The organism is Leisingera sp. ANG59 (genome assembly GCF_013317235.1).
Taxonomy (GTDB): Bacteria; Pseudomonadota; Alphaproteobacteria; order Rhodobacterales; family Rhodobacteraceae; genus Leisingera.
On sequence record NZ_WLCM01000039.1, the window covers coordinates 1 to 21919 of the forward strand.

The 21919-nt window shown below is 65.8% G+C and carries 20 protein-coding genes and 1 pseudogene; 13 read left to right on the plus strand and 8 right to left on the minus strand.

Translation table 11 applies throughout. From position 1 onward, the window contains the following. Both GKC28_RS21590 and GKC28_RS21595 read left to right on the plus strand, forming a co-directional pair. Positions 1-381 (plus strand): annotated as a pseudogene (locus tag GKC28_RS21590) (methyl-accepting chemotaxis protein); the annotation flags it as partial. A 235-nt stretch (positions 382-616) separates the two neighbouring features. Further along, a complete protein-coding gene (locus GKC28_RS21595; protein ID WP_254604341.1) occupies positions 617-1921 on the plus strand; it encodes a cache domain-containing protein in 1305 nt (434 codons plus the stop codon). A gap of 128 nt (positions 1922-2049) precedes the next feature. Here GKC28_RS21595 and GKC28_RS26540 read toward each other — a convergent pair whose 3' ends face one another. Both GKC28_RS26540 and GKC28_RS21600 read right to left on the minus strand, forming a co-directional pair. Further along, on the minus strand, positions 2050-4230 hold the full coding sequence (locus GKC28_RS26540) for an NADP-dependent isocitrate dehydrogenase (RefSeq protein ID WP_254604342.1): 2181 nt from the start codon (positions 4228-4230) through the stop codon (positions 2050-2052). A 327-nt stretch (positions 4231-4557) separates the two neighbouring features. Continuing rightward, positions 4558-5055, minus strand: a complete 498-nt coding sequence (locus GKC28_RS21600) for an SH3 domain-containing protein (protein WP_174149055.1) — start codon at positions 5053-5055, stop codon at positions 4558-4560. 218 nt (positions 5056-5273) lie between these two features. Here GKC28_RS21600 and GKC28_RS21605 point away from each other — a divergent pair, with 218 nt between their 5' ends. From GKC28_RS21605 to GKC28_RS21640, 9 genes are all read left to right on the plus strand, one after another. After that, positions 5274-6260, plus strand: a complete 987-nt coding sequence (locus GKC28_RS21605) for a D-glycerate dehydrogenase (protein WP_174149056.1) — start codon at positions 5274-5276, stop codon at positions 6258-6260. Positions 6261-6309: 49 nt separating this feature from the next. Further along, positions 6310-7218, plus strand: a complete 909-nt coding sequence (locus GKC28_RS21610; RefSeq protein WP_174149057.1) for a hypothetical protein — start codon at positions 6310-6312, stop codon at positions 7216-7218. A gap of 83 nt (positions 7219-7301) precedes the next feature. Continuing rightward, complete coding sequence (gene ggt, locus GKC28_RS21615; RefSeq protein WP_174149058.1) at positions 7302-9083, plus strand: gamma-glutamyltransferase; 1782 nt, start codon at positions 7302-7304, stop codon at positions 9081-9083. A gap of 149 nt (positions 9084-9232) precedes the next feature. Continuing rightward, a complete protein-coding gene (locus tag GKC28_RS21620) occupies positions 9233-10636 on the plus strand; it encodes an FAD-binding oxidoreductase (protein WP_174149059.1) in 1404 nt (467 codons plus the stop codon). 52 nt (positions 10637-10688) lie between these two features. Beyond that, entirely contained in the window at positions 10689-10814 is a 126-nt protein-coding gene (locus GKC28_RS26760) for a hypothetical protein (RefSeq protein ID WP_302480814.1), read from the plus strand. Between the two features lie 351 nt (positions 10815-11165). Next, positions 11166-11507, plus strand: coding sequence for a hypothetical protein (locus tag GKC28_RS21625; RefSeq protein WP_174149060.1), 342 nt, complete (start codon positions 11166-11168; stop codon positions 11505-11507). Positions 11508-11726: 219 nt separating this feature from the next. Then, on the plus strand, positions 11727-14234 hold the full coding sequence (locus tag GKC28_RS21630) for an FAD-dependent oxidoreductase (protein WP_174149061.1): 2508 nt from the start codon (positions 11727-11729) through the stop codon (positions 14232-14234). 201 nt (positions 14235-14435) lie between these two features. Further along, positions 14436-15371: a PAS domain-containing protein gene (locus tag GKC28_RS21635; protein WP_254604343.1), complete on the plus strand. Its 936-nt coding sequence runs from the start codon at positions 14436-14438 to the stop codon at positions 15369-15371. A 192-nt stretch (positions 15372-15563) separates the two neighbouring features. Continuing rightward, the gene (locus tag GKC28_RS21640; RefSeq protein ID WP_174149063.1) at positions 15564-16160 is read left to right on the plus strand and encodes a class I SAM-dependent methyltransferase; all 597 of its coding nucleotides are present in this window, start codon (positions 15564-15566) and stop codon (positions 16158-16160) included. Between the two features lie 471 nt (positions 16161-16631). Here the strand turns inward: GKC28_RS21640 and GKC28_RS21645 are convergent, their stop codons facing one another. Continuing rightward, positions 16632-16820 (minus strand): hypothetical protein, encoded by a 189-nt coding sequence (locus GKC28_RS21645; protein ID WP_174149064.1) that lies wholly within the window; start codon positions 16818-16820, stop codon positions 16632-16634. 182 nt (positions 16821-17002) lie between these two features. Between GKC28_RS21645 and GKC28_RS21650 the strand changes: the two genes are divergently transcribed. Beyond that, positions 17003-17908, plus strand: a complete 906-nt coding sequence (locus tag GKC28_RS21650) for a LytTR family DNA-binding domain-containing protein (protein ID WP_174149065.1) — start codon at positions 17003-17005, stop codon at positions 17906-17908. A gap of 45 nt (positions 17909-17953) precedes the next feature. On the opposite strand, the gene GKC28_RS26200 is transcribed toward GKC28_RS21650, so the two are convergent. The 3 genes from GKC28_RS26200 to GKC28_RS21660 form a co-directional block, all read right to left on the minus strand. Beyond that, positions 17954-18118, minus strand: a complete 165-nt coding sequence (locus GKC28_RS26200; protein WP_217434173.1) for a lipocalin-like domain-containing protein — start codon at positions 18116-18118, stop codon at positions 17954-17956. A 28-nt stretch (positions 18119-18146) separates the two neighbouring features. Then, positions 18147-18392 carry a lipocalin-like domain-containing protein gene (locus GKC28_RS26205; protein ID WP_217434174.1) on the minus strand — a complete coding sequence of 82 codons (246 nt, stop codon included), beginning with the start codon at positions 18390-18392 and terminating at the stop codon, positions 18147-18149. A 188-nt stretch (positions 18393-18580) separates the two neighbouring features. Then, a complete protein-coding gene (locus GKC28_RS21660) occupies positions 18581-19171 on the minus strand; it encodes an HD domain-containing protein (RefSeq protein ID WP_174149066.1) in 591 nt (196 codons plus the stop codon). A gap of 99 nt (positions 19172-19270) precedes the next feature. On the opposite strand from GKC28_RS21660, the gene GKC28_RS21665 reads away from it, so the two are divergent. Continuing rightward, positions 19271-20119 carry a LysR family transcriptional regulator gene (locus GKC28_RS21665; protein ID WP_217434175.1) on the plus strand — a complete coding sequence of 283 codons (849 nt, stop codon included), beginning with the start codon at positions 19271-19273 and terminating at the stop codon, positions 20117-20119. Between the two features lie 79 nt (positions 20120-20198). Here the strand turns inward: GKC28_RS21665 and GKC28_RS21670 are convergent, their stop codons facing one another. Together GKC28_RS21670 and GKC28_RS21675 are read right to left on the minus strand one after the other, a co-directional pair. Continuing rightward, positions 20199-20846 carry a DUF938 domain-containing protein gene (locus GKC28_RS21670; RefSeq protein WP_174149068.1) on the minus strand — a complete coding sequence of 216 codons (648 nt, stop codon included), beginning with the start codon at positions 20844-20846 and terminating at the stop codon, positions 20199-20201. Continuing rightward, positions 20846-21916, minus strand: coding sequence for an FAD-binding oxidoreductase (locus GKC28_RS21675; RefSeq protein WP_174149069.1), 1071 nt, complete (start codon positions 21914-21916; stop codon positions 20846-20848). The genes GKC28_RS21670 and GKC28_RS21675 overlap by 1 nt, the downstream gene beginning before the upstream one ends. Between the last annotated feature and the right edge of the window lie 3 nt (positions 21917-21919).

The window sequence follows — 21919 nt, forward strand, 5'->3', positions numbered from 1 at the left end:
CAGGTCACGCATATTTCGCAGCTGGTCTCCGGCATTGCCGAGGGCGCGGCGGAGCAGGCGACCGGCCTGAATGAGATCAACACCGGCGTCACCCAGCTGGACCAGGTCACCCAGCAGAACGCGGCGATGGTGGAGGAGGCCACCGCGGCCGGCCACATGCTGAAGACCGACGCGGGCAAGCTGGCCGAGCTGGTGGCCCATTTCAAGACCGCAGGCGGCCGAGCGAAGGCGGCCCCGGTGGCTGCGGCGGAGCCCGCCGCCGCCCCGGCTCCGGCGCCGACCGCCCATGGCAGCGATGACTGGGACATGCAGCCCGCGCCGCAGCCCGCCGCGKTGGCAGCGGGCGGCAATGCCGCCCGCGACCTGTGGCAGGATTTCTGATCCGAAACAGGTTCTTGCAGACCAAAAACGCCCGGGGAGAGATCCCTGGGCGTTTGCGTCTCGAGAGGGCGGGATGGGCGCCGTCCGGCGGATTGAAAGCGGTTCAGTCAAAATGCGGCAAAAATCCCCTGCAATACGGCGTGAAAGCGCGGGCGGGGCGTTGCGGGGTAGGGGTTTGTTAGAAACTGCAGCCTAAACAGGCAGGCTATAGACCTGCAAAGAAGGCTCTGAATATATGTCCAGAATACCCGCTTTTCTCTACCGCCTGCCTGTCCGTATCTACGCGCTTTCCGCACTTGCGCTTTCGCTGATGGCGCTGCTGACCTTCCTGCTGCTCTCGCAGTCCGTCAAAAACGCTTATGAGATGCGCTATACGGAGCTGCACAATGTGACCGACACAGCAGTCAGCCTGCTGCGCGATCTGGAAGAAGGGGTCCAGTCCGGCCGCTTCACGGTGGAGGAAGCCCGGGACATCGGCCGCGAACGGCTGACTGCGCTGCGATTCGGCGATTCGGGCTATGTCTTTGTCTTCGACCACGACCTGGTGGTTCAGGCGCACCCGATTGTGCCGGACTGGGTTGGAACCAACCAGGGCGCCTATGAGGATGTGACCGGCATCAAGGTGTTTCAGGAACTGGAGAAGATTGCCGCCGCCAAGGGCGCGGGCGAGCTGACCTATTACTTCAAGAAACCCGATTCGGAGGTGATGGAAGCCAAGATCGGTTATGTGCAGGCCTATCAGCCCTGGGGCTGGATCATCGGCACCGGCGCCTATGTCTCTGATATTGAGGCCGATGTGGCCAAGATGCGCAATGAGGCGCTGATCGTGCTTGGCATCAGCTTGGTGGCGCTGATGGTTGCCGCCTATTTTATCACCCGCGGCGTGACCGGCCCGCTGACCGGTCTCAAGAACCGCATGCAGACGATGGCGGACGGCGACACCAGCAGCGATATCCCCTCTGCCGATGCACGCAGCGAACTGGGGGAGATCGCCCGCACCCTGGACGTGTTCCGCCAATCGCTGATCCGCCAGCAGGAGCTGGAAGCGGCGGAGCACGCGCTGAACGAGAAGCGCAGCAAGGTGGTGGCGGCGCTCAGCGCCAAACTGTCGGACCTGTCGCAGGGCGACCTGACCGCGCAGATCACCGAGACCTTCCCGGAGGATTACGAGCAGCTGCGCCACGACTTCAACACCTCCGCGCGGAACCTCAGCGCCACCGTGGAGCAGGTGATCGCCGCCGCCGCCAGCATCCGCAACGGTGCCGCCGAGATCAGCCAGGCCTCCGACGACCTGTCGCACCGCACCGAAAGCCAGGCGGCGACGCTGGAGCAGACCGCCGCGGCGCTGGACGAGCTGACCGCGAGCGTCAAATCCGCCGCCGACGGCGCCCGCAGCGTCGAGGCGACGATGGAGGATGCCAAGGCGGAGGCCCGCACCAGCGGCGAGGTGGTGCAGAGCGCGGTCTCGGCGATGACCGAGATCGAGGAAAGCTCCAACCATTGCCGAGGGCGCGGCGGAGCAGGCGACCGGCCTGAATGAGATCAACACCGGCGTCACCCAGCTGGACCAGGTCACCCAGCAGAACGCGGCGATGGTGGAGGAGGCCACCGCGGCCGGCCACATGCTGAAGACCGACGCGGGCAAGCTGGCCGAGCTGGTGGCCCATTTCAAGACCGCAGGCGGCCGAGCGAAGGCGGCCCCGGTGGCTGCGGCGGAGCCCGCCGCCGCCCCGGCTCCGGCGCCGACCGCCCATGGCAGCGATGACTGGGACATGCAGCCCGCGCCGCAGCCCGCCGCGCGAAATGCGCCGCCAGGGCCGGATCTTCGGTCTGCGCTGCCAGCGCCTCGGCCCAGTAGCGGGCAAACCAGTAGTGGCTGTCGCGGTTGTCGGGCTGGCCGACCTTGCGCGAGGGCGAGCGGTTGTGGTCGAGGATGCCCTGGGTCGCGTCTTCAGCGGCCTTGCCCAGCACCCCGGCCTTGGCGTTGCCTTTGACGTCGGCCAGGAAGTTCAGAGATTCCCCCAGGGCGCAGAATTCACCCATCGAATCCCAGCGCAGGTGGTTTTCCTCGATCAGCTGCTGCACGTGCTTGGGGGCCGAGCCGCCGGCGCCGGTTTCAAACAGGCCGCCGCCCTGCATCAGCTTGACGATCGACAGCATCTTGGCCGAGGTGCCCAGCTCCAGGATCGGGAACAGGTCGGTCAGGTAGTCGCGCAGCACGTTGCCGGTGATGGCGATGCTGTCCTTGCCTGCGGTGATGGTTTCCAGCGACTGGCGGGTCGCTTCGCGCGGCGCCATGATCTGGAACTTGTCCGCAACACCGGCCGCCTCAAGCGCGGGCTTCACGTATTTGATCAGCTCGGCGTCATGGGCGCGGTTTGCGTCCAGCCAGAAGATCGCCTCGGAGCCGGTCAGGCGCTGGCGGTCCATTGCCAGCAGGATCCAGTTCTCAATCGGCGCCTTCTTGACGGTGCAGGAACGCCAGATGTCACCGGTCTCGACGTCATGGCTGTGCAGCGTCTCGCCGTTGGCCAGAACGATGCGGATGGTGCCGTCGGCCGGCGCCTCGAACGTGGTCGGGTGGGAGCCGTATTCCTCAGCCTTCTGCGCCATCAGGCCGACGTTGGCGACCGCGCCCGCGGTGGTCACGTCCAGCGCGCCGTTGGCTTTGAAGAAGTTGATGGTCTCGTCATAGACGGTGGAATAGCAGCGGTCGGGGATCACGCAGTTGGTGTCGCCCTTGTTGCCGTCCTGGTCCCAGCCCTTGCCGCCGGCGCGGATCACCGCGGGCATCGAGGCGTCGATGATCACATCCGACGGCACATGCAGGTTGGTGATGCCCTTGTCGCTGTCCACCATGTACATGTCAGGGCGCTCCGCATGCACCGCTTCGATGGCGGCGGTGATTTCGGCGTTGCCCTTCACGCGTTCCAGCAGGTCGCCCATGCCGGAGTTCGGGTTCACACCCAGCGCGTCCAGCTCAGCGCCGTATTTCTCGAACACAGGCGCCAGCCAGGCCTTGACCGCGTGGCCGAAGATGATCGGGTCGGAGACCTTCATCATGGTGGCCTTCATGTGCAGCGAGAACATGGTGCCGTCCGCCTTGGTGTCGGCAATCGCATCACCCAGGAAGGACGACAGCGCCTTCACCGACATGAAGGTGGCGTCGGCCACGGTGCCCTCTTCCAGCGGCCAGCCGTCTTTCAGCACGGTGACGGTGCCGTCCTTGGCCACGAACTCGATCCGCGCGGCACCGGCCTGCGCGGCAGTGATGGTGGCGGATTTCTCGTTGGCATAGAAGTCGTTGCCCGGCATCGACGACACTTTGGTCTTGCTGTCGGCCGACCATTCACCCATCGAATGCGGGTTCTTCTGGGCGAAGTTCTTCACCGCCTTGGCGGCGCGGCGGTCGGAGTTGCCCTCGCGCAGGACCGGGTTCACTGCCGAGCCCTTGATCGCGTCATAGCGGGCGCGCGCCTCTTTTTCGGCGTCGGTCTTGGGCTCTTCCGGGTAATCCGGGAGGTCGTAGCCCTGGCCCTGCAGCTCCTTGATGGCCGCGGTCAGCTGCGGCACCGAAGCGGAGATGTTCGGCAGCTTGATGACATTGGCGTCCGGGGTCTTCACCAGCTGGCCCAGCTCCGCCAGGTCATCGCTCTGGCGCTGTGCCTCGGTCAGGTTTTCCGGGAAAGCGGCGATGATGCGCCCGGCCAGCGAAATGTCCTTGGTGCCGACAGTGACACCGGCAGCGGCGGCGAACTTGCGGATGATCGGCAGGAAGGATGCCGAGGCCAGTTCGGGCGCTTCGTCTACAATGGTATACAATATGTCCGGGGTTTGATTTTCTGCCATGTTCCACAACCTTTCAGCGATCTCGGAGGCTTATTGGGCATCAGCACGGCCAGGCCGCGCCGGTTTCGGGTATTCCGGTGCTGCCGCGGCGGCGCCCTTGATTTCGGGCGGGTCCGGCCAAGGCAGCCATGTGTGTGGCCCCCATGTAGAACACGATTGCTGCGGGCGCAATGGTTTGGCGCGTCCGCACCCCCGCGCGGATTGCCGCGGCAGGGGGGAAGGGGGCTGCCCCGCAGGTTTGAAAAGAAGAGGGGCGCTGCCCCTCATGGCCTGGCGGCCAATTCACCCCGGAGTATTTTCCGCAAAGAAGAAAGGGCAGGAGGAGTGTTATTCGCGCAGCTCGTCCGGGGCGACGCCCCAGAGCTTTTTCTTGGGCGCCCAGCCGCTGTAGCCACCGGCGGAGATTTCGCACCAGTCGGGCTCGCATTCGCCAAGGCGCGCGACGACGCCCAGTTCGAATGCGGCGGTGACCGGCGCGCGGGTGTCGGGGCGTGCGTGCACGGTCAGCATGTCCTCTTCGATCAGGACGGTGCGCACGCCGGACAAGAGCGCGTAGTGCACCCAGCCGCCGGCGCCGTCGCGGTCCTGCACCCGGCGCCAGTGGCCGTATTCTGCGGTGATCTCCAGCGGCATTCCGCGGCGTTTGAACACCCAGTCGATCTTATGCGTCAGCGAGGGGCCGCGCCGCACGTTGCCGGTTGCCGCCTTCATCGAGACATAGCGGGGCAGGGGGAGGTTGGTGACGGGGCCGCGGGATTCGGCCGCACAGACGGTGGCAGTCAGCACCAGGGATGCCGCTGCCGCTGCCAGATGGCGGATTGCCATTGCCGCGTTTCTCACTGCCTGCTCGCCTCTTCGTTGCCCGGCCGGGTTGTGCCCAGCCTCTTGTTCCGGTCTTCTGCCCGTCTTGTTATGCCCCTGCTGTGCCCGGGAAAATTCCGGCTTGCAGGCAAGGGAATGCGGTTGGGTTCTTGTGCCTCTGCGCATCCTGCGCCACGATGCCACGGAGGCGTGCGGAATGAAAAGCCCAAGGGAGAGCACAAGTGCCAAGAGACCGATTGAGTGTTGTCGTTACGCGACGGTTGCCGGAACCTGTGGAAACCCGGCTGAGCGAACTGTTCAATGTGCGCCTGCGCGAGGATGACACGCCGATGACCCGCAGCGAGCTGGCGGCGGCCTTGAAGGATGCCGATGTGCTGGTGCCGACCGTCACCGATACCATCGATGCAGGTCTGCTGGGGCAGGCCGGCGACCGGCTGAAGCTGATCGCCAATTACGGCGCCGGCGTTGACCACATCGACGTGGCAACCGCCCGCCAGCGCGGCATCCTGGTGTCGAACACCCCTGGCGTGCTGACCGATGACACCGCCGACATGACCATGGCGCTGATCATGGCCGTCGTGCGCCGGATGCCCGAGGGGCTGGCGGTGATGCAGAAGGGCGACTGGCAGGGCTGGGCGCCGACCGCGTTCCTGGGCGGGCGCATCGCCGGGCGCCGTCTTGGCATCCTCGGCATGGGCCGGATCGGCCAGGCGGTGGCCAAGCGCGCCGCCGCATTCGGGATGCAGATTCACTACCACAACCGCCGCCGCCTGCGCCCGGAGATCGAGGAGAAGCTGGAGGCGACCTATTGGGAGAGTTTGGACCAGATGGTGGCGCGGATGGACGTGATTTCCGTCAACTGCCCCTCGACGCCTTCGACCTTCCATTTGATGAACGCGCGGCGGCTGAAGCTGATGAAACCTTCGGCGGTTATCGTGAACACATCGCGCGGCGAGGTGATCGACGAGCACGCGCTGACCCGTATGCTGCGCGCCGGCGAGATTGCGGGCGCCGGCCTCGACGTTTACGAGCACGGCACCGACATCAACCCGCGCCTGCGCGAGCTGCCCAATGTGGTGCTGCTGCCGCATATGGGCTCCGCCACCATCGAGGGTCGCATCGAGATGGGCGAGAAGGTGCTTTTGAACATCAAGACCTTCGAAGACGGCCACCGGCCGCCGGATCAGGTTGTGCCGTCAATGCTTTGAGTCTATCGGCGGGAAACCGCCACCACTCAGAGCAAGAAGACTGAACACCATGCGCAATTCCCTGATTTCCGCCCTCCTGTGCGTTCTGGGCGCACTGCCTGCTGCTGCGCAGGACTGGCAGGCCGCCACCGAGCTGGACCTTTCACTGGCCCGCAACGGCCGCAACGGCAATGCCCTGAACAGCTCCAGCGGCCCGCTGGAAGAGATTGAGGACTATTCCATGGCCCGCATCGCCGCCCGGATGGCGCTGCAGGGCAGCAGCCCGTTCCGCCTGCAGCTGGGCCTGCTGCATGATGAGGGCAATGCCGAAACCATCGTTGATGGCGGCGACAGCGACGACACTTATGACGGCAGCAGCCAGCTGTCGCTGCAGCTGGGCCTGGCCGGCGAGCGCCACTATTTCGGCGGTTTCGCCGCCGCGGGCGAGGTTGCCTTCAACCCTGATGACAGCGACCAGGATGCGGATTACGGCGCCTACGGCCTGGAAGCCGCCTGGCACACCGGCGGCCTGACCCTCAGCGGACAGATCGGCCGCCTGGATTCCGAGGCGGAGGACCCGGAAACCCTGTCGGATGCCGGCTTTGTGGCGTTGAACGCCGGCTATGCGCTGCAGGACCAGACCTGGATCAGCGGACGGGCGGCCCATGCAAGCGGCAACCAGGATACCGACTCCGGCAGCGGCCGGGACCGGGTGGACCTGCTGGCGCTGGGGCTGGAAATCGAACGCGGCTTCCCGATTGCCGGCGGCCATCAGGCGTCGCTTTACGGGGCGGCCGACTGGGTGGAGGTGCGCGAAGGCAGCAGCTCCGGCAGCCCGGATGAGGTCTCCGACCTGGTGATCAGTTTTGGCCTGCGCATCACTTTCGGCGCGCAGGGAGCAGCCGAGCGCAACCGCCGCTTTGCCCCGCGCCTGCCGGAGTTCGGACGCTGGCTGGGTGCCGTTCCTGCGGTTGACTGATCCCGCGCTGCCGCTGTTTCCCCGTGTGCTGCCCCCCGGCTTGGTCTAGGCTGAGCGCCAGCACATAAAGGAGAGGACGGCTTATGCGGTATTCAGCACTCATCTTGGGCCTTCTGGCCGGCAGCAGCGCGCTGGCGCAGGAGGCCGCCGATGCGGTTGCCCCCGAAGCGGCAACCGCTGGCACATTTGAGGCGATTTCCCCCGATGTGGCCGCCGCGCTTGAGGCCAAGGCAAGCGGTGAATCTGTTGAAGCCGATAACTGGATGGTGGCCGCCGCCAACCCGCATGCGGTGGAGGCCGGCGCTGCCGTGCTGCGCGCAGGCGGCACTGCGGCGGATGCGATGGTGGCGGTGCAGACCGTGCTGGGGCTGGTGGAGCCGCAGTCCTCCGGCCTGGGCGGCGGGGCGTTTCTGGTCTGGTATGACGCCGCGACGGGCGATTTGACCACGCTGGACGGGCGCGAAACCGCGCCGCTGGCGGCGACGCCGACCCTGTTCCAGGATGAAAACGGCGAGCCGCTGAAGTTCTTTGAGGCAGTAGTCGGCGGCCGTTCCGTCGGCACCCCCGGCACCCCCGCGCTGCTGGAAGAGGCGCACCGCCGCTGGGGCCGCGCCAACTGGCCGTCGCTGTTTGAACCGGCGATAAAGCTGGCAGAGGAGGGGTTTGCCGTCTCGCCGCGTCTGGCCGCGCTGGTGGAGGCCGATGCCGAGCGGCTGGCGCGCGCCCCGGCGACAGCCGCCTACTTCCTGCCGGAGGGCGAGCCCATTGCCGAGGGCGCAACGCTGTTGAACCCAGACTATGCCGCCACCCTGCAGGCGCTGGCTGAGGGCGGGGCGGGAGCGTTCTATTCCGGTCCCATCGCGGCGGAGATCGTGCGCGCCGTGACCGCTGACGAGGGCAATCCCGGTGTGCTGTCCGCCACCGATCTTGCGCTCTATCAGGTCAAGGAGCGGCCGGCGGTCTGCGCCGCCTACCGCGATTTCGAGGCCTGCGGCATGGGGCCGCCGTCCTCCGGCGCGCTGACCGTGGGGCAGATCCTGGGGATGCTCGGGAACTATGACCTCGCGGCGCTGGGTGCAGACAGCGCCGAGGCCTGGCGGCTGATCGGCGATGCCTCGCGTCTCGCCTTTGCCGACCGGGGCCGCTACATGGCCGACAGCGACTATGTGCCGGTGCCCGCCCACGGGCTGGTGGCGGCGGATTACCTGGCCGGGCGGGCGGAGCTGCTGCAGGGCGATGATGCGCTGCCTGAGGTGGCGCCCGGCGCCCCGGAGTTTGACCACGCGCTGATGCTGGCGGATGATGAGGCGATCGAGCTGCCTTCGACCTCGCATATCTCGATCGTGGACCGGTACGGCAACGTGCTGTCGATGACCACGACCATCGAGAACGCCTTTGGCTCGCGGCTGATGGCGGGCGGGTTCCTGTTGAACAATGAACTCACGGATTTCTCCTTCCGCACCCATGCGGACGGCGTGCCCATCGCCAACCGGCTGGAGCCGGGCAAGCGGCCTCGCTCCTCCATGGCGCCGACCATCGTGCTGAAGGACGGTGAGCCGGTGCTGGCCATCGGCTCACCCGGCGGCAGCCGCATCATCGGCTATGTGGCGAAGTCGATCATCGCGTGGGCCGATTGGGGGATGGATATTCAGGAGGCGCTGGCGCTTCCGCATCTGGTGAACCGCTTCGGCACCTATGATGTGGAGGCGGGAACCAGTGCAGAGGACCTGTCGGAGGCGCTGACGGAGATGGGCTATGAGGTGAACGTGCGCGACCTCACCTCCGGCCTGCATGCGATTGAGATCGGCGAAGGGCTGAAGGGGGCCGCCGACCCGAGGCGCGAGGGGATTGCGCTGGGCGGCTAAGGGTTCCGCCCGGTCTGCCGGCCGGCCGCTGCCCGCAATGCAATACGGGAGAGCTACGGGGTTCTGGGTATTGCTTGCCTTCGAGCCACGCGCGTAGGTTAACAGGTGAATTGTCCAGGGGCCGCCGCCCCATTGCCAGGGAGGCCGCCATGGTCCAAGCCACATCACTGCCGCGCAACGAGGCCGGGATCGCCGCCGCCGTCGAGGCGCTGTCCGGGCAGTTCGGCGACCGGCTGCAAACCGGCCAGGCGATCTGCGAGCAGCATGGCCACACCACCACCTGGATCACCAACCAGGCCCCGGATGCGGTGGTGTTCCCGACCTCCACCGAAGAGGTGGCGGAGATCGTCAAGGTCTGCGCCGAACACGGCGTGCCGGTCATTCCTTTCGGCACCGGCACCTCGCTGGAGGGGCATGTGAACGCGCCCGCCGGCGGCATCTGCGTCGACATGATGCGGATGGACAAGATCCTGGCGGTCCATGCCGAGGATCTCGACGTGGTGGTGCAGCCCGGCGTCACCCGCGAGCAGCTGAACACCTACCTGCGCGACCAGGGCCTGTTCTTCCCGATTGATCCCGGCGCCAATGCCTCGCTCGGCGGTATGGCCGCGACCCGTGCCTCGGGCACCAACGCGGTGCGCTACGGCACGATGAAGGACAATGTGCTGGGTTTGGAGGCGGTGATGGCCGACGGCGGCGTGATCCGCACCGCGCAAAGGGCCAAGAAATCCTCGGCCGGCTATGACCTCACCCGCCTGCTGGTCGGCAGCGAGGGCACCCTGGGCCTGATTACCGAACTGACCCTGAAACTGCAGGGCATCCCGGAGGCGATCCGCTCCGCCCGGTGTTCCTTCCGCAGCGTAGATGAGGCCTGCCGCGCGGTGATGATGACCATCCAGTACGGCATTCCGGTGGCCCGCATCGAACTGCTGGACGAGATGAGCGTGCGCGCCGCCAATGCCTATTCCGGGCTCGACCTGCCGGAAACGCCGCTGCTGCTGCTGGAATTCCACGGTTCCGACGCGGGCGTGGTGGAGCAGGCGGATATCTTTGCCTCCATCGCCGAAGAGTTCGGCGGCTTCGACATCGCCGCCACCTCGACGCTCGAGGAGCGCAGCAAGCTCTGGCAGGCGCGTCATGACATGTACTGGGCCTGCCTGCAGCTGCGCCCAAGCGCCAAGGGGATCTCCACCGATGTCTGCGTGCCGATCTCCAAGCTGGCGGAATGCGTTGCCGCTGCACGGGAAAAGGCCGAAAACATGGGGCTGCTGGCGCCGATGGTCGGCCACGTGGGCGACGGCAACTTTCACGCGCTGCTGCTCATCGACATGGAGAGCGACGCGGAACGTCAGAAGGCGGACGAATACATCGGCTGGCTGAACGAGATGGCGATCGAAATGGACGGCACCTGCACCGGCGAGCATGGCATCGGCCAGGGCAAGCGCCCCTATCTGCAGCAGGAGCTGGGCGAGGCCACCCGCTACATGGCGGCGATCAAGGCGGCACTGGATCCGGAAAACATCCTGAACCCGGGAAAGATCGTCGAGATGTGAGCAACCGGACCCGCCAGCGTCCTGCTTTGGATCAACGGAGGAAGCTGAGTATTTGGGCAAAGAAGAAGAGCAAACCGTCTCTTCTTCTTTGAAAAAATACTCGCCGCGCAAAGGCAGCGGCAAACGCAATGCCCGGGGTGTTGCGCAGTCGGCGTACGCCGGTCTCACGACATTTTAAGTCCGGTCTGCCATGATGCTGATTGATCGCGGTCATTGCCGGGCCTGACACCCCCGGCATCATGGAACAGGGCCCTTTGGCACGGGCACGCACAAACGACGTTTCGCGTGCGGGAGCAACTCTCCCGTCCCGCCTCCGCCCCCTGGCGGCGCCGCCATTCCTTACCGCTGATGTTCAGCATTTCAGATGCGGAACGCACAGCAGCAGACACCAACCGGCAGGGCAGCGGCCCTGGCCGGATACAGGCAATTGCACCGGCTTTTCCCTGAATTGCCGGATTGCCGCCGTAATTCTGCGCCAGGTTTATAAGTGGTGTGAACAGCACGGCAGGTGCGGACCCGGAGGGCAGAGATGGGACTGAAGAAAGCGATGGGCATTCTGGTGTTCAGCATCCAGGGGGTGGTCGGCTATGACTACTACATCCAGACCCGTGACGCGGGGCTGAACTGGGGCGATCTCAGTGCAACCGACTATGGCACCATTGTGCAGGACCGCATCGCCCGCGCCCGCGCCGGACGGGACAGCGCCGGGCTTAACGCCCACGAGGGCAGCGAGTCGGTCTGGGGCGAGGTTGCCAGCTATGGCAGGAGTCTGCTGGGCGGCGGCGACCAGATGGCGCAGGCAGAGACCGGCGAGGCCGCCGGGGGATCGCAGCCGGATTGCATCCGGCGCGGCAATGTCGCGGATTGCTGACGCGCCGCAAATCAGCGTGAATTGAAAGCAGCAGGGGGCCGCGGCCCCCTTTTGCTTGCGCAGAAAAACGCCATTTCCGGCAGGGCTGCCGCCAGAATCCTGTATGCTGTGGCGCGCAAGGTCGGTTTTGGATGTTTTTGCGTCGGCCTGATTTTGCGCGGATTTCAATGCGCGGGCATAACCACTGCCAAGAATCTCATTAAGCTGGAGAGCGGGAGAATGAAAACCCAAGTCAAAGCACTTGTTGTTGGCGGCGGCGCCGTCGGCACCTCGATTGCCTATCACCTGGCCAAAGCCGGCTGGGAAGACGTCATGCTGATCGAGCGTGACGAGCTGACCTCCGGCTCGACCTGGCATGCAGCCGGCCTTCTGCCGCTGTTCAACATGTCCTATGCGACCACCCACATCCACAAGTACTCGGTCGATTTCTACAAGACCCTGGAAGAGGAAACCGGCCTGAACGCCGGCTTTGCCGTGGTGGGCAACCTGCGTATGGCGCAGACCCAGGAGCGCATGGACGAATACATGCTCTATGCCTCCACCGCAGAGACCTGCGATGTGGACTATGAGTGGCTGACCCCGGATCAGATCAAGGAGCGCTGGCCGCTGATCGAGACCGGCGACCTGAAGGGCGCGATCTACCACACCGAGGACGGCTACATTAACCCGGCAGACGTGACCCAGGCGATGGCCAAGGGCGCCCGTCAGCGCGGTGTCGAGATCGTCCGCAAGATGCAGGCCGATGCCTTCCACTGGACCGGCACCCACTGGGAAGTCACCTGCACCAAGATGGTCGAGAAGGGCGGCAACCTGGTGCCCTCCGACGAGCAGGTGGTGATCACCGCCGAGCACGTCGTGACCGCGTCGGGCAACCACGCGCAGCGCACCGCCAAGATGCTGGGCATCAAGATGCCGGCGATCCCGGTCGAGCACACCTTCATCGTCATGGACAAGGACCCCGAGCTGGTCAAATGGCGTGAAGCCGGCAACCCCGAGCACCCCGTTGTGCGCGACGCCGACAATGAATCCTATGCCCGCGAAGAGCGCGGCGGCTGGATCCTGGGCATCTACGAGCGCGGCGCGCCCGCACAGTTCGAGCACGGCGTGCCGGACAGCTTCCGCGCCGACCTGTTCCCGCTGGATCTGGACCGGATCGCCGAGCAGTACATGGCGATGGCAGAGCGCGTGCCGTCCTGTGCGGAATCCGGTCTCAAGGACGACTTCAACGGCCCGATCTGCTACACCCCGGACGGCAACCCGTTGGTCGGCCCGGCGCCGGGCCTGCGCAACATGTGGCTGGCGGAAGGCTTCTCCTTCGGCATCACCGCCGCCGGCGGCACCGGCTACTACCTGGCGCAGATGATGGTGGACGGCGAGGCCGAGATCGACATGGCGTCGCTCGACCCGAAACGCTACTCCTCCAACTGGATGACCACCGAGTTCGCGGCCCGCAAGAACGAAGAGTGCTATGAGCACGTCTACATCCTGCACCACCCGGACGAAGAGCGCCAAGCCTGCCGTCCGCTGCGCACCGCGCCGGCATACGACCGCCAGAAGGCCCGCGGCGCACAGTTCGGCTGGGTTAACGGCTGGGAACGCCCGAACTACTTCGGCCCGCTGGACGCGCCGGAGAACTTCGACCACGACGCCCGCTCCTTCCGCCGCGGCGGCTGGTGGCAGTATGCTGTGGAAGAGGCGAAAGCCGTGCGGGAAGGCGTTGGCCTGATCGACGCAACCGCCTTCACCAAGCATGTTGTCAAAGGCCCCGGTGCCACCCAGTTCCTCGACTGGTTCACCTGCAACAAGCTGCCGAAGGTCGGCCGCATCAACCTGACCTACGCGCTGACTGTTGCCGGCACCACCCGCACCGAGTACACCATCGTCCGCAACGGCGAGAACAACTACTATCTGGTCTCCGCCGGCGCCTGGTCCGAGTATGACGCGGACTTCCTGCGCAAGGCCGCCGAAGACAAGATGGAAGAGTTCGGCTACATCGAGATCCAGGACGTGACCAGCCAGTGGGGCGTCTTCGCCATCGCAGGCCCCAAGTCCCGCGACGTGCTGAAAGAGGTGATCGTCGACGCCGATCCGGAAACAGCACTGTCCAACAAGCGCTTCCCCTGGCTGTCGGCCAAGCAGATCGAACTGGGCATGTGCCCGGTCAATGCGATCCGCGTGGCCTACACCGGTGAGCTGGGCTGGGAGCTGCATCACCCGATCGAGATGCAGAACTACCTGTTCGACCTGCTGGAGAAAGCCGGCGAGAAGCACGGCATGAAGCTGGTCGGCGCCCGCGCCCAGAACTGGCTGCGCCAGGAGAAGAGCTACCGCGCCTTCGGCAACGAGCTGGGCCGCGACGCGACCCCGCTGGAAGCCGACCTGCCGCGCTTTGTCGACCTGGAGAAAGACTTCCACGGCAAGGAAAAGCTGATCGAGACCGGCGTCCGCGTGAAGTGCTGCACTCTGCTGATCGACGGTCCGGCCGATGCCGACCCCTGGGGCCGCGAGGCGCTTTATGCCGAAGACGGCACCCGTGTGGGCCGCCTCACCTCCGGCGGCTACTCGGTTGCCTTCGAGAAATCCATCGGCATGGGCTATGTGAAGCCTGAGCACGCGGTGGAAGGCACCAAGCTGAAGGTCAAGATCCAGGACAAGCTGTGGGATGCGGTCGTGACCTGCGACAGCCCCTACGATCCGAAGAACGCGACAATCCGCAAGGACGGCTAAGTCCTGAAGGAAAAGGCAAGGAAGCCCCGGCCATTGTGCCGGGGCTTTTCGCATCTGCGGCATTTGCGGGTGCCTGCCCGCGGGTCTCAGTATTCAATTGCCGCCCGGAGTGTTCGCGTCTAGGCTGAGAAAATGCCTGAAAAAACTCCAGGTGCGCCCGGAACACCGGAAACAGCATTTTACTTGCGCAGTGATGACGTCATGGCAGAAGCCGTGCGCCATGCCCGTTTGCCCCTGTGCATCACTGACCCCAACCTCCCGGACAATCCGATCATTTACGCCAACGCCGCATTCTGCGAGCTGACCGGCTATGCATTGGAAGAGGTGACCGGGCGCAATTGCCGCTTCCTGCAAGGGCGGGACACCACTCCGGAGAGCGTTGCGGCGGTCCGGAATCTGCTGGCTGGCCATTCTGTCGGCACGGTTGAGATCGTGAATTACCGCAAGGATGGCAGCGTCTTTCTGAATGCGCTGCAGATCGGGCCGGTGCTGGATTCGGAGGGCAGGGTCAGGTATTTCTTCGGCTCGCAGCTGGATATCTCTGCCAAACGCGCCGCGGAACGGCAGGCGCAGGCGCTCGCCGACCGCGAACTGCGGCACCGCTTGGGGAACATCGTCAATGTGATGTCGGTGATCATCCGGATGTCTGCCCAGGAGGAAGCCAGCGGCAGCGACCTTGGCAGTATCCTCACCGGCCGTCTGGAAGCCTTGGGCAAGGCGCATATTGACTCCATTGTTCGGCCCGAGGGCAGCCCGCCTGAGCTGCATGCGCTGGCGCAGCAGCTGCTGTCCGTCTATGCGCCGTTGGGCAGCCGGCAGATCCGCTTGTCCGGGACGGAGTATTCCCTGCCGGAGCACCTGATCTCCCCGCTCACCCTGGTGCTGCATGAACTGGCCACCAACGCGGTCAAACACGGGGCCTTCAGCTGCGCCGGGGGCGAGGTTCTGGTGTCCTGGTCGGCCGACGGCCAGGCGCTGCAGGTCAGGTGGGAGGAAAGCGGCGGCCCGGCGGTATCGGTGCCGCGGCGCAGGCATGGCTCCGCCATCATCCGCAAACTCGTCTCTGCCTCCGGCGGCTCGCTGGAGTTTGACTGGAAGCCCACGGGCCTTGTGGTCAATGCCGCGTTCACGATTTGACACGTCTTGCGGTTCATCCTCGCGCCTGGCGGCTTCGCCCCGAGACCAGGCGCCCGGCCGTTGTGTATCATCGCTGTCCCCAGCTTGCTCTGGTCTGATTGCAGCCGGATCGTTTCAACCGGCACGTTGACGTCGTCTGCCAGCCGCCTCATTGTCCCGGGCCTGAGACATGATAGCAGGGCACGCGGGCAGATGAGCGACGACTGGAACGACTATGCGGAGGGATGGGACGGCAACAGCGATGTCCGGCGATATGCTGATCAGGCTTTTGCTGCGCTCGACGCCTTGGCCGGCATCACCGGAGGCGGCTGGCAGGAGAAGCGGGTGCTGGACTTCGGCTGCGGCACCGGGCTGTTGAGCGGGAAGCTGGCACCGCATGTGCGGGAGGTGGTGGCGGCTGACACCTCGGACCGGATGATCGCGATGCTGAAGGGGAAGGCGCTGTCCAATGTCAAAGCGCTCCATACCGACATTCTGGACGGCAGCGCGGCCAGGGAGGGGCTTACTGGTTTCGATCTGATCTGCGCTTCCTCCGTCTGCAGCTTCCTGCCGGACTATCCCGGCGCCGCGGCGTTGCTGGCGGGGCTCCTGAACAGCGGCGGCATGTTCGTGCAGTGGGACTGGCTGGACCGGGGGGCAGGCTCCTCCGGACTGACCGCGCAGCAGGTGCGGGAGGCGCTCCGCGATGCGGGCCTTGGTGCAATCCGCGTCGAGCAGGCCTTTGAGATGGAGAGCCGCGGCCAGACGATGCCGGTGCTGATGGGATCGGGGCTCCGCGCCGCGCCGTGATCCGCAACCCGGCGGGCGGTTCCGGACAAGGCCGTGCGCAGGGCTCCCGCCCGTGCACCTGCGGATATGAAATCCGCATGGTCCGGTTGGGCCAGGCAGGCCGCGCCTGCGGCGCGGCCTGCCTGGCGCCCGTGGCGGCGCGCAGCGCGCGGCGCAACCGTTCCGGTTGCAGTGGCTGCTGCGGTCCGGCTTGAAGGCGCGTCCCGAAATAGGGGTATTGCCGTAGTCAGTACATCGTTTAGGGGGGGATTGTGGCGGATTTTATCACAATCAGGAAATTCCGCCAGAGGGAAAAGTGGAGCCAGTTTCCCTGCAAAAACATGTATTTAACCATTCACAATCCGGAATGCCTCTGGCTAAGATTAAGGAATGGACAAGAATGGCGTCAGACTGCGGAAACAGAGCCCCGCCGATGCGCAGCAGATGTTGCGCTGGCCGCCCGGCGGCCCGGCCGAACTGCAGGCATACGGCCTAGTCCCGGTGCGCTTCCTGCGGCGGGTAGCTGGCCAGGGCGATCCCGATCCAGCGCAGGGCCGCGGCCAGGGCCGCCTCAGCGGTATCGCGCGCGGCAGGATCGGCGCCGGCGGCGAAATAGGCCTCTTTGAGCCGGGTGAGGTCGGCGGCGGCCTTGTCGAAATCTGCGGGGACGAACTGGCGCATTCTGAAACTGCCATTGACAGGGAAAGGAATTGACGAAGGCGAACGGGTGAGCGCGGAGACAGCTTCCTTTGTGCGGCAATACAAGGAAAGAAGCCATCTCCGGCCACTCATCAACAGACAACCTGATAACGGAGGGGCTGATAGGTTTGGGGACGATCAAGGACAATCTCCAAAGCCGCGAAATGCAGCTTTTTGACATGTTCGGTGAGCCGCCGCAGTTCACGGTACATGAAATGACGCTGGTTTTACGCAGCGGAGTGTTTCTGAAATACGCTGCGGCGGTGGCCGTTCTGCTGACAGCGTTCGACACGCATGGCTACCGGGAGGCCGGGATGCCGCTGGCCGCCAACATGCTGCTTTGGGCGGTCTGCGTCGTGGCATTCATTTCGGTCTATGCGGCGGTGGTGCTGGCCTGGTTCGCGCTGGCACCGGGCGGGCGGCAGCTGCGGATGCTGCGGCTGGTGCCGAATGCAACTGCGATGGCGGTGGTCACGGTCCTGGTGCTGGCCATGGCGTCGCTATTTGCAGACCTGGAGTTCAGCAGGCGGGTCTTACTGCAGCATCTGCCCTACAACATCGCCCTGAGCTATATCTTCGAGACCTTAATGTTCGTGTTCATCCTGCCGCAGGCCGATGCGGCGCTGGGGCTGGACCTGTACCGGCAGCAGGCCGCAAGCAGCGCGGCGCCCGCGGAAAGGCCGCCCGGGCAGGAGCCGGCGGAGCAGCAGGCCGGCGATGCTGCGGCCGGGTTCAATGGCGCTGCGGTCGTGGTGCTGGGGGGGCAGCCCTTCCGGCTGGATCAGCTGCGCTATGTGAAATCGGAGGAGCACTACCTGCGGATCTCTGCCGGGGACAGCGAGCTGACGCTGCGCGGGCGGCTGGCCGATCTGCTGGCGCAGGTGCCGCAGGAGGCGGGTCTGCAGCCGCACCGCTCCTGGTGGGTGGCCCGTGATGCGGTGGCGGGGCTGAAGCGCGGAGGGCAGAGCGATCTGCTGCTGCTGGCGGACGGCAGCGAGGTTCCGGTGGCCCGCGGGAGGCGCATGCATGTGCGGGAGACCGTGCAGGCCTGGCTGGCCGGCCCGGGCTGACCCCGCGCGCGGCGCGGCAATGCAAAGCGGGAGACTTCCGGGCAGTCACGGCTGATCAGCCACCTTGCGGAACTCCATGTTGTAGATGACGTCCTCACCCGTCGCCGGGTCCACGCCCGGCGCGCCGCCGATGCTCAGCCGGTCGCCTTCCAGGGTGAAGGGGCGTGACAGATCGCCTGCCCAGTTCGGGTTCCAGGCGCCCTTCCACATGGTGAACCACCCGGTTGCCCTCCAGCGTTTAGGAGGCGACATAGGCCAGCATATCGTCAAACAGCGCGGCTTTCTCCTCCGTGCTCCAGCTCCCGCCGCTTTGGCTGATGCGGTCGCGCCGGAACACGGTGGCCATCATCCGACCGTCGCGGTGATAGGTGATATAGCCGATGGGAGACGGTCCCGGGGCATCCACGGTTTCCCCCGTAGCGACAGAGGTGCGGGTCCATGAGATCATGCGCCAGGATCCGATCAGCGCGCTGGCATCCGGCATGCGGTTTCCTCCACGGGACAGGATGCTTCACCATGCCAGAAACCGGGCGGATCACCTAGGGGCAGGGCTTTGGCTGCGCTCGATGGCGGGTTGCAGCAAGGAAAGCGCCCCTCCGGCCGGGGGAGCCGGGAGGGGCTCGGCCTGGCTTTTGCCAGGGACAGGGCGCGGAGAGAGGGCGTCCCGAAATGTCAGTCCTCTGCGGTTTCAGCCAGCTCCATGTGGCCCCAGCCGCGCGACAGCACCTTGCGCAGGATTGGCTCGAAGAACTCCAGCGGCTTGGTCGGATACTCCGGGTCGAAGGCGCATTGGTCGTATTTCTCGCAGAAATACCGGCAGTCCTCCCAATAGGGGCTGTCGCGGTACTTGTCCCGCGCGTTGCGGTCGCCGCCGAAGTGGTGGTTGTAGTAGAAGCCCTGGAACACGCAGTGGTGCTTGAGGATCCAATAGGTCTTTTCGCTGACATAGGGCTTCATCATCGCCGCCGACAGCTCGCTGTGGTTGTAGGGGGACAGGATGTCGCCGGTGTCATGCACCAGCGCAGCCACGATGATCTCGTCGTCGGCGCCGTCTTCCCAGGCGCGGGTCGCGGCCTGCAGCGAGTGCTGGTAGCGGTTCACCGGGTAGGGGGTCCAGTCCTCGTCCAGCGAGCGGATCGCGTCGAGGATGCGGTCCGGCAGGGCGGCGTTGTATGCCTCTTCGTATTTCTCTACCGCGGCCCAGTCGGCGGCGGTGGCTTCGGTGAAACTGGTCCAGGTTGGCTTGTGGCTTTTGTCCAGCATGGCGCGGGTCCTTTGGTTGATCTGCTGGCAGCGTAGCGTTTCCCGCCTGAGCAGGAAAACGAATTGATTTGCTCAGCCTGAAAGGAAATAGTGATCACCATGCAGATCAGCGCGTTCAAAACCTTTCTGGCGATCGAGGCCGCGGGCAGCTTTCACGGCGCGGCCCGGGTTTTGAACGTGACCCAGACCGCTGTCAGCGCCCGGATCAAGGCGCTGGAGGAGGCGCTGGGGACGCCATTGTTTGAGCGCGGCCCGGGCGGCACGAGGCTGAGCGAGGCGGGGCGGCAGTTCATGCCCTATGCCGAGCAGATGATGCGGACCTGGGAGTTTGTGTCCGGCGATCTGAAGGCCAGCCTGGCTGGGCGGGTGCCGCTGCGGTTGGGGGCGCAGCTGTCGGTGTGGGACCCTTTGCTGGTCGATGTGGCGGTCTGGCTGGAGGAGGTGCAGGGCACGGTGCCCTTCACGCTGAACTACGACCACGCGATGAATATGGGCGAAGCGGTGGCGCGCCGCCTGCTGGATCTGGCAATCGTGAACGAGGTGCCGGCAGGCGCACGGCTGGCGGCGGAAGAACTGCCGCCGGAGCGGCTGGTTCTGGTGGCGGACCATCCCCTGCGGCTGGGGCAGGATGCGCTGCCGCTGTTCATCAACCTGGAATTCGGCGCCGAGTATGATGCGCAATTGCAGGATGTGCTGCCCGCCCGCAGCCGCCAGCATATCGTGCTGGGCAATGCGCTGATGGGGCTGCGTTACCTGCAGAAGCGCGGCGGCATGGGGTATTTTCCGGCCTATATGGCAGCAGAGGCGCTGGCGGCGGGCGCGCTGCACGCAGTGGAAGGCGCGCCGGAGATCAGCCTCAGTTGCCGTGCACTCTATCTGGCCGACAATCCGGCGCTGCAGCATATCCGCCAGGTGGTGCGGGGATTGCAGGAGGTGCGCGGCGGTTAGGAGAAACAAATCCGGCGCGGAACATTCCACAGAAAAACGCGTTTTCCGGGCTGAATTCTGCGCCGGAATTCAGGTTGCGCTATTTCCGGCTAACCAGCGCCAGGTTGTTGGCGGGCATCTCTACCGCCTGCAGCAGGTCCAGCCCGGCAGCCTGCAGCCAGTTGATGACCTCGGCATCATCCTTGTAGCCGGTTTCCGGGTCGTGGGCGGTGATGGCGGCGTGGAAGGCGCGGTCGCCCTCGCTGATGAGGTCTCCGGCGCGCATGAAGGGGCCGTAGATCACGAAGCGCCCGCCGGAGGCGAGCGCGGCGGCGGCTTCCTGGATCAGGGTGCGGGCTTCCCCTGCGCTGATCAGATGCAGGAGGTTCACCAGCACGATCAGGTCCTGGCCCGCATGATCAGCGCCCCAGCCAGGGGCGGTGGCGTCCAGGTCTATGGGCGGGGCGATGTTGGGCAGGCCTGACTCGTCGGCGTAGGCCTGGATGCTGGCGCGGCGGGCGGCGTCCACTTCCGTTGGCAGCCAGGTCAGCCCGGGCAGGCCGGAGGCAAAGGCGGCCACATGCTGGCCAGTGCCGCTGGCCAGCTCCAGAGCGCGGCCCGCCTTCGGGGCGATCTGGGTCAGAAGATCGCAGATCGCGCCGCTGTTTCGCTCGGCGGAGGGGGCAAACAGCTTGCCTCCTTGCGGTTCTGCGACAGACGCCGCGCCGGGAACCGAACGCACCGGCATCAGCGCAGCCGTGCCGGCGACAGCGCTGCGACCGCGGCGGCGTCCAGCACCGGCGCGCGGCCTGCCACCAGATCTGCAATCAGCTGCGAGGCGGAGGGCGCGGTCATGATGCCGTAGCCGCCCTGACCGGCGCACCAGATGAAATCCGGCTGGTCCGGATCCGGCCCCAGCACCAGGGTGCCGTCGGCGACAAAGCTGCGCAGGCCGGCAAAATTGCTTTCAACGCGGGTGACCGGCTCTGTCACCATTTCCTCGTAGCGCGCCAGCCCTTCGGCCAGCACCATGTCGTCTGCATAGGCGTCATGCGGCTCCACCGGGTCGGCATCGGCGGGGGAGACCAGCAGCTTGCCGGCATCAGGTTTGGCGTACCAGGTTTCACCCACGCCCAGCAACATCGGCCAGCCGCTGACGTCATGGCCGCCGGGCGCGGGCAGCCGCGCCATCGAGCGGCGCTTGGGCTGCAGGCCGATAGCGGCGACCCCGGCCAGTGCCGCGACCTGATCCGCCCAGGCGCCCGCTGCGTTGACCAGGTTGCGGGCCTCGTAGGCCTCACCGCCCGCGGTGACCTGCCAGCCGCCGCTGATGCGGACGATCGCGGTCACAGGCGCCTTAGTTACGGTCCGGCCGCCCGCAGCGCGCAAAGCCTTGGCGAAATCCTGCAGCATCCTGTCGGTGTCGATATCCTCAGCCGCGCCGCTGATGGCGGTGAAGCCGACGGTCTCAGGGTTCAGGATCGGCACCATGGCGCGGGCCTCGTCCAGCTCCAGCGTGGCCATGCCCAGCTCATCCACGTCGCGGGCAAAGCCGCCGGCATCACCCTTGGCCCCGACCAGCATCAGCCCTCGCGGGGACAGGTAGCCGTTTTCGCGCAGGTGAGCGGCGCTGGCGCGGTTCAGGTCGAGGGTGGGGCCGTGGCCGTAGTTTTCCTCATACAGCGCGGCGGAGCGGCCGGAGGAATGGTAGCCAAGCGCATCCTCCATTTCGAGCAAAGTGACGCTGCCGAGGGCGGCCAGCCGGGCGGCGGCGCTGGTGCCGGCCATGCCGCCGCCGATGACGATGAAATCCTGCATGGG